Origin of the sequence: Halobacillus sp. Marseille-Q1614 (assembly GCF_902809865.1) — a bacterium.
In the GTDB taxonomy this organism is placed as follows: Bacteria; Bacillota; Bacilli; order Bacillales; family Halobacillaceae; genus Halobacillus_A.
This window is the reverse complement of sequence record NZ_CADDWH010000001.1, coordinates 3,396,823-3,408,564: the sequence shown is the minus strand read 5'-3', so window position 1 is coordinate 3,408,564 and position 11,742 is coordinate 3,396,823. Positions and strand designations below refer to the sequence as shown.

Below are 11,742 nucleotides of genomic sequence, written 5' to 3'. Positions count from 1 at the left end.
TTAAAGGTTATCGAAAAACAGGCGCAGAACATCTGCCCCGCCTATTACTGTTCCAAGGGAACTTCCTAAATTAGCAAGGACGACAATAAGCAGGATACGGGTTACTTTATTATCCCAAAACCCTTTGACACTTGTAACATCATCAGACAGTGTTTCAAAATCGCTGACATTCGGCCTGCGGAAATAAGCCTGGACAACCCCTGCAAACCAGCCGGCAGCAAGCAGCGGATTTAACGAAGTAATTGGCGCCGCTACAAAAGCTGTCAGCACAGCTAGCGGGTGTCCTAAAGCTGCAGCCGCTCCTAAAGCTGAAAACGATCCGTTCCAAAGAATCCAGCTGATGGTCTGCTGGGTTCCAGCTGCCGGGTTTGTATAAAACGTATAGGCGATAATCGCGAGAATCACCACAGGAATGGACCAGCCAATAATCTTTGGAACCTTTGATTTTGGCGGCTTTGCTGTCAGTTTCTTTAAATCATGCTCTTTATGGATTTCTTCCTTGATGCCGGGGATGTGGGCCGCCCCTAATACGGCTACGATTTTCTTCCCGGGGGCATTTTTAATTTTCTGAGATAAGTATTGATCCCGCTCATCAATTAACGGCTTTTTCAAACGCGGGAAGTTATCCGAGAAATCCTGCAAGATCGAATTCAGCATATCCTGAGTCTTTAACTTTTCCAATTCTTCTTCAGAGATCTTTTCGTTACTAAATATACTTAATGAAATCTGTGTGAGCAGCTTCGCCCGGCCACCCATGCCAAGGTTTCCCCAGATGCGGGAAAACGTAACCTGGATATTTCGATCGGCGAGCACGAGCTCAGCCCCCATTTCATCCGCTGATTCGATGCCTTGGATCATTTCCTGGCCGGCCTGAATGCCAAGCTGTTTGGCCATCCTTTTTTGGAATGAAGAAATCGCCAGGTTCATTAATAAAAGCGTGGCTTTTTTATCTTTAATCACTTTAAAAATATCGGTTTCTTTCCATTGGCTGCCTTCTTTGATGGATTCATAGCGCTGCTGATCGAGCTCCACACATACAGAGTCCGGCCGTTCGTATTCGATGACTTCTTTGACCTGCTCCGCACTCTGTCTAGAGACATGGGCCGTCCCTATTAAAATTAATTCTTTATCGTCTAAATTAATCCGTGTAATGTTCTCTTCATTAATCGACATGCATAACCTTCCTTTTGAACATCTCTGTGATATTCTTCCTTATTTATATAGTAAACCAGATTTAATTAAATGAGAATTTATTTCGTTCATTCTTTTAGTATATAGTAAACGGTGATATTAATATTTTACAAAAAAGCAAAGGGGACCTGCGCGACTCCTGTTAAAAAAGGAGGCGGCCAAGTCCTCACATCGGTGGTGCGGCACAACTCAAGCGTTCTTCCTTTTTCTTCAAAAGTATATCCGATAAATTAAAAAAGTCCGTATTACCCCTTGTAGTTAAGCTGAATATTTGTTATAGTTCAGGCAACTAAATATTTCTTTCTTCAAATATGAAGAGAGGATAGAGGTGCGAAGACCATCAGTACACAATGCGAGGGTTATGAGATCCATCGACCATTGTGAAAAGGGGGATTTGCCGAAGCTTGAGAGAACTCATAATCTCGGAAGGCTGGTTCTGCTATTGAACAAATACAGGACTGTCAAATAGGAGACTATTTGGAGGGCTATCTGACGCGGAAACGGACTAGTATTTGTTTCACAGCAGCAGCGAACCCTCGCTGTTGCTTTTTTGCGGTTATACCTTAATGGCCCGGTCACCTTCATATTAAGAACAAAAATTTTACAAAAGGGTGTGTATTTATGAATTTTGGCCAAGTGTTAACAGCCATGGTGACTCCGTTTGATGCAAACGGCGATATTGATTTCAATGCAACGAGGGCTTTAGTCAATCATTTAATTGCAAACGGTTCAGACGGTTTAGTAGTCGGCGGAACGACAGGAGAATCTCCTACGCTGACGTCACAAGAGAAAATTCAGCTTTTTCAGTATGTAGTTCAAGTCGTAAATAACCGCGTCCCTGTGATTGCCGGGACAGGCTCAAACAACACGAGAGCATCGATTGAACTTACCCAGCAGGCGGAAAAAGCGGGAGTCGATGCAATTATGCTCGTAACTCCTTACTATAATAAACCTTCCCAGGAAGGTTTATACCAGCACTTCCAGACGATTGCAGCCGCTACCTCCCTGCCGGTAATGCTTTACAACATTCCTGGGCGCAGCGCTGTAAATATGGCACCTGAAACGATTATACGACTTTCACATATTGAAAATATCGTTTCTGTCAAAGAATCAAGCGGAGATTTAGATGCGGCTACTCAAATCATCAACGAGACAGCAGATGATTTCTCTGTTTACAGCGGGGATGACAGCCTGACCCTGCCGATGCTATCCATCGGGGGAGCAGGTATTGTATCTGTGTCTTCCCACATCATCGGGAGCGAAATGAAGCATATGGTCAACAGTTACCTTGAAGGCGATGTTCAATTTGCAGCTTCCCTTCACGGAAAGCTTTTACCTGCCATGAAAGCTTTATTTGCCCAGCCAAGTCCGGCACCGGTTAAAGCTGCTCTTAATATGACAGGCGTGCCTGTCGGCGGTGTTCGTCTGCCGCTTGTCGAGCTGACTGCCGAAGAAAGACACATACTGGCTCAATATATTCCGCACGGCCGTACCGAGCACGCCGTTATTTAATAAATGAGCATGAAAGCCTGCAGACCTTCCTGCAGGCTTTTGTACTTTATGTCAGGGAACAAAAATACCGTTCCCATCAAGGGGTTCTGCGAGACTCCTGCTTCAAAAAAGCGGACAACACCCCGCAGTGCGGTTTTCGCGAGGAGCTTTCCCGTTCGTCTGCGAAAAGCGAGCCATTAATATTTAGCACAACTTTTTTAAAAGAAACTGGGACCTGTACAAAGGAATGTCTCCCACATCTTCATGACTATGGAAAGTCATTGAATAAAAAACCTTGGCAGAGGGTATGAATTTCTTATAGCACTTTATAAAACGAGCTATAGGAGGCTGTATTAAATGAATCGTGGAATCATTACCGCAGTATCTGGCATAGCCATCGCGCAGGGCCTCAAGGTTTTTACGAATAAGCGGCTGACAGGCAAATGGGATTGGAAACCCCTCTTTCAAACAGGAGGCATGCCCAGTTCTCACTCGGCAGGCGTCGCTTCACTTGCTACATATGTAGCCGCCAATCGCGGAACAAGGCATATCGAAACGGCGCTTGCCGTCGTATTTGGATCCATCGTTATGTACGACGCGCAAGGTATTCGCCGTCATACCGGTGAAATCGCTCAACTGGTCAACGACCTAGAAGACCATTTTGGAACAATTTCTGAAAAATACCCAAGCATTGAATTTGTAGAACGAGAAGAAGAGCTGAAGGAAATGCTTGGCCACCAGCCAGCTGAGGTTATCGCTGGAGGTCTTTTCGGAATACTTCTCGGCCTAATTTCGGCTAGAATTGAAAATTACAACCAGGATCAATCCTAAAACCTGTTTTTCGATTTCGATCGGAAGCAGGTTTTTTCTTTTTTTAAAAAATATCTATTCTCTTTCTAAGTGCGCTTAAATCAGTATTTTGAGCAGTTTTAAACATCGATATTCTTGCTAATTTTCACAACATTTTGTCAAATAGGGGCTGATTTTTATCAAACTTCTGTTATAATCATTATTAACGGAATATTAAAGGACGATGTCCTTAAATAACAGGAGGTTCATTTTTTGTCTACCATCAAAGAACTTATATCAACTATTGAAAATGAAATTATAAATATACGCAGAACCTTGCACGAGAATCCTGAATTAAGCAATGAAGAATACCAAACCTCTTCTCTTGTAAAAGAAAAGCTGACTGAATTCGGAATTGAATGGCAGGACGGATTTGCTAATACAGGAGTGCTCGGCATCATCCATGGCGAGCAGTCAGGCAAAACTGTAGCTCTCCGCGCCGATATGGACGCACTTCCTATTCATGAAATGAACGATTCCGAAATCGCATCTCAGAATCCGGGAAAAATGCACGCTTGCGGCCATGATGCCCATACCGCGATGCTGCTTGGTGCAGGTTATGCCCTGCAAAATCTAAAAAAAGACATCAAAGGAACTGTACTGCTTGTCTTTCAGCCGGCTGAAGAAGTATCCCCTTATGGAGGGGCTCAGCCAATGATGGAGTCAGGAGTTTTTAACGAATATACACCTGATGTTATTTATGGACAGCATGTTTGGCCAAGTCTCCCTGTCGGACAAGTAGGGATTCGCGATAAAGAAATGATGGGCGCTTCCGATCGCTTTAAAGTAACGATAAAAGGCCGCGGCGGCCATGCGAGCATGCCTCAGGATGGAAATGATGCCTTGATTATGACCAACCAGGTGATTTCGGGTCTCCAAACGATAATCAGCCGAAATGTGAATCCATTGGAGTCCGCAGTCGTTACCATCGGAAAAATTGAAGGCGGCTACAGTTACAATGTCATTCCCGACAAGATTACATTCGAAGGCACGGTAAGAACTTACAAAACGGAAGTCAAAAACAAAGTAAAAGACAGATTCCACACCATTATTAAGCAAACGGTTGAAGCTTTTGACGGTCAAGCGGAAATCGATTATTTCGATGGCTATCCTGCCACCATAAACACTCCTAAATGGGCCCAGCAGGCCAGGGAATCTGCCCAAAAGCTGCTCGGCGAAGGAGCCACACCTGAAGTAGCACCTGCTCTGGCCGGTGAGGACTTCTCCCGTTTCTTACTTCAATACCCTGGGGCTTTCATCTGGCTTGGAACCCAAATTGAGGATGGTCAAAAACAAAAACCCCTGCACGATCCAGGTTTTAAGCTCAATGAAGAAGCTCTGCCTATTGGAAGCAGCTATTTAGCTCAGGTTGCCATCGATACTTTAAATCAGCTCCAAGTTTATGAAGAAAGGGTGTCATGATGTCTGTCGGTCATTTCTTAGAACATATGAAACCTCAGTTAATAGAATGGCGCCGTAAACTCCATCAGCATCCAGAGCTTGGCTTTATGGAATACGAGACAACGGCATTTATCGCAAAGCAGTTAGAAGATTTAGGTTTTAAAATTTATATCGGAAAAGACGCTTTAAAGAGCGAATCACGCTACGGTGTGCCAGCCTGCGAAGAACTGAAAAAACAGGAACAATCAGCGAAAGCTGCGGGTGTCCCGGACCATTTAATGAATCTCATGAAAGGCGGCCATACAGGCCTCGCTGCTTTATGGGATACAGAAAGGGAAGGAAAGCACAGCGCCTTTCGTTTTGACATCGACGCTCTGCCTATTGAAGAAGCGGAAAGTGAAGTACACTTACCCTTCAAGCATTCTTTTTCTTCTCAGAGAAAAGGCGTCATGCACGCCTGCGGTCATGACGGCCATACATCTATCGGTCTTGGATTAGCTCATTATATTTTCGAAAACCACAAGCATTTAAACGGAACATTCACTCTGCTTTTCCAGCCTGCAGAAGAAGGCGGCCGCGGGGCCAAAGCCATGACGGATAAGGGGTGGCTAAAAGAAGCTGACCACTTTTATTCCGGTCATATCGGCATCCAGCAGCTGCCTGTCGGAACGATTGCTGCATCGACGAGAGGATTCCTCGCTTCCTCAAAGCTTAACGCTACTTTTAAAGGGCAGTCTTCTCACGCCGGCATGAAACCTGAAGATGGACGTAATGCATTACTTGCAGCAGCCACAGCAGCCACTCAGCTCTATACAATTCCAAGACACAGCGAAGGAGTCAGCCGCGTTAATGTAGGGAAGCTCGCTGCAGGCAACGGCCGCAACATCATTTCTGATAAAGGGTATCTTGAGCTTGAAACCCGCGGCGAAACACAGGCCATTAATCAATTTATGCAGCAGCAGGCCAAGCGTATCATTCAGTCGGCTGCTGATATGCATAATGTAGAAGCTTTAGTGGAATTCGTCGGCGAAACGGAAGAAATGGTCTGTGATGAGTCTCTTATTTCTTCGATTCAAAGCGCGTGCAAAGAAAGCCTATTCGTTCAAAGGGTCGAGCCTTCCGCTCAAGTTTCCGGTTCAGAAGATGCCAGTTTTATGATAAATGAGGTTCAGTCTCATGGCGGCCAGGCGACTTATATGCTGTTTGGCACACCACTCCCTGCCAACCACCACGCCCCGCTGTTTGATTTTGATGAAGGTGTGCTTACCACAGCCTTAGAAACGTACATTCAAATTGTTAAAGGGGGTCACTCTGTTGCATAAATGGCTGGAAGAACATTTAAATCAGCTGAATTTAGTTAAAGAACTCGATTTTGAAAATGGTTTTACAAGACTGGGCTACAGTCCAGATGAAAAACAAGCTCATGAAGAGTTTTATAAAATTGCTCAAAGCCTTGACTTAGAAGTAGATCAAGATGCTGCCGGAAACCTGTGGGCTGTTTGGAAAGCAGAGGAACAAGCTCCTCTCATCGCCATTGGTTCCCATGTCGATACCGTACATTCCGGAGGAGGATTTGATGGTGTGGCCGGAGTGCTCACAGGCTTAGCTGCCATTAAACACTTAAAGGATACAGGTTTTTCACCGAGAAAAAATCTTGCGGTCGTCTGCTTTGCTTCAGAAGAATCCGCCCGTTTTGGAGTATCCACTATTGGGAGTAAAGCCGTATCAGGACTGCTCGATAAAAACGATTTAGAAAGCATAACAGATGCAGACGGGACTACGATAAAAGAAGCTGTCGAATCATTCGGCCTGTCGTGGGATGATATTGATCAAGCTGAGTTGTCCGAAGACCTCCTGGAGAGCTTTATAGAACTGCACATTGAACAAGGCACACAAATTGAGGAGCATACAGCAGATGTCGGCATTGTACGCGGCATTGCCTGTCCTGTCCGTCTTAAAGTAACGGCCTCAGGGATGGCCAACCATACTGGAACAACTCCAATGAACCGGCGTGCTGATGCGTTTGCTGCAGCAGCACCGCTAATCAATTTTGTCGAAGAAGAAGCAAACTTGATTAACGAAGAGCAGGAGATCCCTTTAGTCGCTACCGTGAGCACGGTCAGCCTCTCCCCTAACGCGATGACCGTAATACCAGGAGAAGTGGAACTGGGCATAGATATACGAAGCGTAGACGACAGCTTAAAACATAACCTGGCAAAAAAGATTAAGGACTTCTGTAAAAACAGCGAAGAACAGAGATCCGGCGTCACTATTAAAGTCGATACGCTCGTCGATAATGCATCAGTATTTCTCGATGATGAGGTTCAGAAGAAATTAATAGCTGCAAGCAGCGAGTTAGGGATGAAACATTTAGCCATGGACAGCGGAGCCGGCCATGATGTGATGAATATGGCCAACAAGTGGCGTTCAGGACTTATGTTCATTCCTTGTGAAAAAGGGATCAGCCACCATCCTAAGGAATATGCCTCTACAGAAGATCTCTGGAAAGGAACACAGGTCCTTGCCCAGTATCTTCGGAATGAAGCAGGAGGGATATAATGAAAACTACGATTGGCGTCATCGCTCCCCATGACTCCTTAGAAAGAGTTATGTATGTAGCAGAGGAATTCGAAGATATCACATTTATCCCCCATGCTTATGACCAGCTGGGGGAAGTCAGCGATATTTTAAATAAACATCGTTATGAAGTGGACCAGTGGCTGTTCTCTGGTGTGTTAAATTACACCTACGCTATGGAAAACAATCTGATTACCGAAGAGGAAGGGGCCTTCCCTCCTCTTCACGGGTCGAGCTTTTTTGGAATCCTATTAGAAGCTCAGCTGACTTCAAACAAAGTCTGCCGCCGAGTCAGCATTGATACGATTGCAAATGAAGAGTTTGAAAAAATTCTATCTTTCTACCAGCTCGACAATCTATCGTACTATAACCACCCGTTTGAAAGCGGAAAGAGTTCAGAAGAGCTTATTCAATTCCATGCTCAATTATATAAAGAGGGAAAAACGGAAGTCGTCATTACCTCCATTAAGGACGTTTATGAAAACTTAAAGAAACAGCAAATTCCCGTCTTCCGCGTTACACCATCCTATTTATCAATCAAAATGATTATTCAATTCCTGGAAGAGCGGGCACAGTCCAACCTGTACCGCAACTCACAGGTAGCGGTTATCGGCTGCCGAATTGAAATGAATCCCAACCAACTGGATGAAAACTACTATTCTTTTAAAACGAAATATCAAGAGCTCGACGTGAGGCGCCAGCTGCTTGCGATTGCTGAAAAAACGAATGGATCCGTCATGCAGATGGGCGATGGGCTATTCTTTATTTTTACTACAAGAGGAGAGCTGAGCGCAGAATCAGAAGCAGATATCTTTCAGCTGATTGAAGAGATTCGGATGCAGACGAATTTACAGGCAAAAGTATCTATTGGCTATGGAGAAACCGTCCTTCAAGCAGAACAGCACGTCCGGCTCGGCTTCCGTCACGTTAAAGAATACGAAAAACCGGTCATCTTAGTAGTGGATGAAGACCAGTCCATCTCCTTAAAGGAACAAAAAAAGGAGATTATCTACCAAACGACAGAAGTCGGATCTGCATGGAAAGAACGAATTAAAAATGCACATTTAAGTCCAGGCGTTGTTTCCAAAATTTCTGCCTATGCCAAGCAATACGGACGTGACCGCTTTTCATCACAGGACCTAGCCAGATGGCTCAAAAGTTCGGAACGAAACGGACGGAGGATTCTTGCTGAAATGGAACGCTCAGGCATTGTAGAGCAGGCTGGAGAAGCGCAGTCAGGCGAAAGAGGACGGCCGAGAAAGGTCTTTCAATTTACGGATTATGAACCTTAAGTACTTTTATTTCTCATCATACGGAACATTAAAGGAATTTTTCCAATATTAAGGAAAGGGTGGAGAAAATGAATAAGCTAAAGAAAGAGGAAGTGAGTACGGAACAGAAAAATAATTCCGCGATGACAAAATTTCTAAACGGAATTGAAAAGGTAGGGAACAAACTCCCTGAACCTTTTATGCTGTTTGTTTATCTTGCTGCTTTTACAATTTTGTTTTCATGGATTATTGCTCAGTTTGGAGTTACGGTTCAGGAACCTGGAACAGGGGAAGAAGTGGCTATTAAAAGCCTTGTATCCGGGGAAGGATTGGAATTTATTCTAACTTCTATGCTCGATAACTTTACAGGGTTTGCACCACTCGGCCTGGTACTAGCAATGATGCTGGGTATTGGACTTGCAGATAAAGTCGGGTTATTAGAAACAGCTATTAAAAGCACAATTCTTAAAGCACCTAAATCTTTAGTCACCTATGCTGTTATTTTTGTCGGTATTCTAGGTAACATCGCATCAGACGCTGCCTTCGTAATTATTCCACCTCTGGCTGCTATGGTCTTTTACACGATTGGCCGCCATCCTCTTGCTGGTTTAGCTGCCGGTTTTGCCGGAGTAGGTTCAGGGTTTACGGCAAACTTTATTATTACCGGAACGGATGCGCTTTTAGCCGGGATTTCTACAGAAGTGATGCAAAGCATGGATTCTAATATTGTAGTAACCCCTGTAGATAACTGGTACTTCATGATGGCTTCCGTTGTCGTACTTTCCATTACAGGTGCATTGGTCACGGAAAAAATCATCGAACCGCGCCTAGGCAAATATAAAGGGGAAGCAAGTGGAGAGCTAGAACAAAGTACTGCTTTAGAGAAAAAAGGATTTAGAAATGCAATTATTACCGGCCTCGTCTTTATTGCCGTACTAATAATTGCTATTGCATGGCCGAACTCTGCTCTTAGAAGTGAAGAAGGCGGACTGGTCCCTTCACCATTCCTGGATGGAATTGTGCCGATCATTCTTTTCTTCTTTATAGCGATTGGTATTGCTTACGGGGTTACTGTTAAAAAGATTGAATCCACTCGTGACATTTCTGGATTTATGGGGGAAGCCATGAAAGATATGTCAGGGTTTATTGTCCTTATTTTTGCAGCCGCCCAGTTTATTGCTTACTTTGACTGGACAAATATTGGCACATGGCTTGCTGTCAGTGGAGCAGAAACTCTGCAGGCTATGAATATGACAGGCTTACCAATCGTTGTAGGCTTCTCTGTCCTAACAGCGTTTATGAACCTGCTGATTTTTAGCGGATCTGCACAGTGGGCTCTGGAAGCACCGATCTTCCTGCAGATGTTCTATCTATTAGACTATCATCCTGCATTTATCCAGGTTGCTTATCGGATTGCCGACTCTTCCACTAACATTATCACACCTATGAACCCTTATATCATTGTAGTATTGGCGTTTATGAGAGAATACAACAAAAAAGCCGGCTTAGGTACTCTCATTTCCTTAATGCTGCCATACAGTGTCATCTTTTTCGTCATCTGGGTTATTCTATTAATAGCTTTCGCACTGCTGGGAATTCCGTTTGGTCCAGGAGTCGATATGTACATCAACTAAATATAAAGGAAACGAGTCTCAAAAGGAGGCTCGTTTTTCTTTTCTTATTCTATTCCCAAATCCTTGTTAGCGAAACTTACAGAAATCAGAATGGAAAGGGAATCCTGCTAAAAAAAGGGCCTGGCTGCAGATTCAGCCAGGCTTCCTTGTTCATTTATTTAACTTCTACAACCCAATTATACCGATCTTCTAAATTCCCTTTTTGAATGCCGGTGATTGTATCATAAAGCTTCTGGGACAGTTCACCGATCTCATTATTATTAACCGTCATCTTGCGGCCCTGCCAGTTTAACTCTCCAACAGGCGAGATAACAGCCGCTGTTCCCGTACCAAACGCTTCTTCCACTTCTCCTCGTTCGTAAGCTTCATACAGCTCATCAATAGAGATTTTACGCTCGACCACTGGAACATCCCATTCTCTTAACAGCTCTATGATGGACATTCGGGTAATTCCTTTTAGGATGCTGCCGCTGAGTTCGGGAGTAACCACTTCTCCATTAATTTTGAAAAAGATATTCATACTGCCGACTTCTTCTATGTATCTCTTTTCAATCCCGTCGAGCCAGAGAACGTCGGCGCTCCCTTCTTTATACGCCTGTGCCTGTGCCTGATAGCCGGAAGAGTAGTTGCCGGCTGTCTTCGCCATGCCGGTGCCGCCTTTTACGGCGCGGGTAAACTTGTCCTCTACTTTAATCTTCACAGGGTGAATGCCGCCTGAGAAATAAGAGCCGACTGGAGAAAGGATCATCATAAACTTGTACGTTTTCGACGGTGCCACAGCAAGATTTGGAGCTGTAGCAATAATAAACGGACGGATATATAAGGATGTTCCTTCTGTTGTCGGAACCCAGTCCTTCTCAAGGCTGATCAGTTCCTGTAAGTATCCCAGTACTTTTTCTTCATCTATCAGCGGGATGCTTAAACGGTCACTGGAACGATTTAAACGTTTAAAGTTCTGCTCCGGACGAAAGAGAAGAATATTGTCATTGTTCCCCCGATAAGCCTTCAGTCCTTCGAAAACGGTCTGGCCATAGTGGAAAATCATTGCTGCCGGATCTAACGTAATCGGCTCATAAGGAACGATTCTCGGCTCGAACCAGCCCTTACCTTCTTCATAATCCATCACAAACATATGGTCTGTAAAAGTTGTTCCAAAAGGAATCTGATCCTGCTCTGGTTTAGGCTTTCGGTCATTGCTTTTAACGATAGTCAGTTCTTGATCTGTCATCTTCTTCCATGGCTCCTTCTTGTCTGTATTAGCGCCCAAGCGAAAGAGACGCAATGTTAGTACTATTGTACGCTCAACACACGTTTTTTTAAAGCCTTGC

General features: G+C 44.3%; 9 protein-coding genes and 1 riboswitch. Of the genes, 7 read left to right on the top strand and 2 right to left on the bottom strand.

Features of this window, described 5'->3' with window-relative positions; all coding sequences use genetic code 11:
- Nucleotides 1-1,167: a TraB/GumN family protein gene (locus HUS26_RS17160; protein WP_173918891.1), complete on the bottom strand. Its 1,167-nt coding sequence runs from the start codon at nucleotides 1,165-1,167 to the stop codon at nucleotides 1-3.
- 339 nt (nucleotides 1,168-1,506) lie between these two features.
- Nucleotides 1,507-1,687, top strand: a riboswitch (Lysine riboswitch).
- Between the two features lie 125 nt (nucleotides 1,688-1,812).
- On the opposite strand from HUS26_RS17160, the gene dapA reads away from it, so the two are divergent.
- The 7 genes from dapA to HUS26_RS17125 all read left to right on the top strand — a co-directional run bounded on the left by dapA (nucleotide 1,813) and on the right by HUS26_RS17125 (nucleotide 10,414).
- Nucleotides 1,813-2,703 carry a 4-hydroxy-tetrahydrodipicolinate synthase gene (dapA, locus tag HUS26_RS17155; protein ID WP_173918259.1) on the top strand — a complete coding sequence of 297 codons (891 nt, stop codon included), beginning with the start codon at nucleotides 1,813-1,815 and terminating at the stop codon, nucleotides 2,701-2,703.
- Nucleotides 2,704-3,039: 336 nt separating this feature from the next.
- Entirely contained in the window at nucleotides 3,040-3,513 is a 474-nt protein-coding gene (locus tag HUS26_RS17150; RefSeq protein ID WP_173918258.1) for a divergent PAP2 family protein, read from the top strand.
- Nucleotides 3,514-3,744: 231 nt separating this feature from the next.
- Nucleotides 3,745-4,953, top strand: coding sequence for a M20 family metallopeptidase (locus tag HUS26_RS17145; RefSeq protein WP_173918257.1), 1,209 nt, complete (start codon nucleotides 3,745-3,747; stop codon nucleotides 4,951-4,953).
- Complete coding sequence (locus HUS26_RS17140; RefSeq protein WP_173918256.1) at nucleotides 4,953-6,254, top strand: amidohydrolase; 1,302 nt, start codon at nucleotides 4,953-4,955, stop codon at nucleotides 6,252-6,254. The genes HUS26_RS17145 and HUS26_RS17140 overlap by 1 nt, the downstream gene beginning before the upstream one ends.
- The gene (locus tag HUS26_RS17135) at nucleotides 6,247-7,491 is read left to right on the top strand and encodes a M20 family metallo-hydrolase (protein WP_173918255.1); all 1,245 of its coding nucleotides are present in this window, start codon (nucleotides 6,247-6,249) and stop codon (nucleotides 7,489-7,491) included. The genes HUS26_RS17140 and HUS26_RS17135 overlap by 8 nt, the downstream gene beginning before the upstream one ends.
- A complete protein-coding gene (locus tag HUS26_RS17130) occupies nucleotides 7,491-8,801 on the top strand; it encodes a hypothetical protein (RefSeq protein ID WP_173918254.1) in 1,311 nt (436 codons plus the stop codon). The genes HUS26_RS17135 and HUS26_RS17130 overlap by 1 nt, the downstream gene beginning before the upstream one ends.
- A gap of 68 nt (nucleotides 8,802-8,869) precedes the next feature.
- Nucleotides 8,870-10,414, top strand: a complete 1,545-nt coding sequence (locus tag HUS26_RS17125; RefSeq protein ID WP_173918253.1) for an AbgT family transporter — start codon at nucleotides 8,870-8,872, stop codon at nucleotides 10,412-10,414.
- A 154-nt stretch (nucleotides 10,415-10,568) separates the two neighbouring features.
- On the opposite strand, the gene HUS26_RS17120 is transcribed toward HUS26_RS17125, so the two are convergent.
- The gene (locus HUS26_RS17120) at nucleotides 10,569-11,642 is read right to left on the bottom strand and encodes a branched-chain amino acid aminotransferase (protein WP_173918252.1); all 1,074 of its coding nucleotides are present in this window, start codon (nucleotides 11,640-11,642) and stop codon (nucleotides 10,569-10,571) included.
- Nucleotides 11,643-11,742 lie beyond the last annotated feature (100 nt).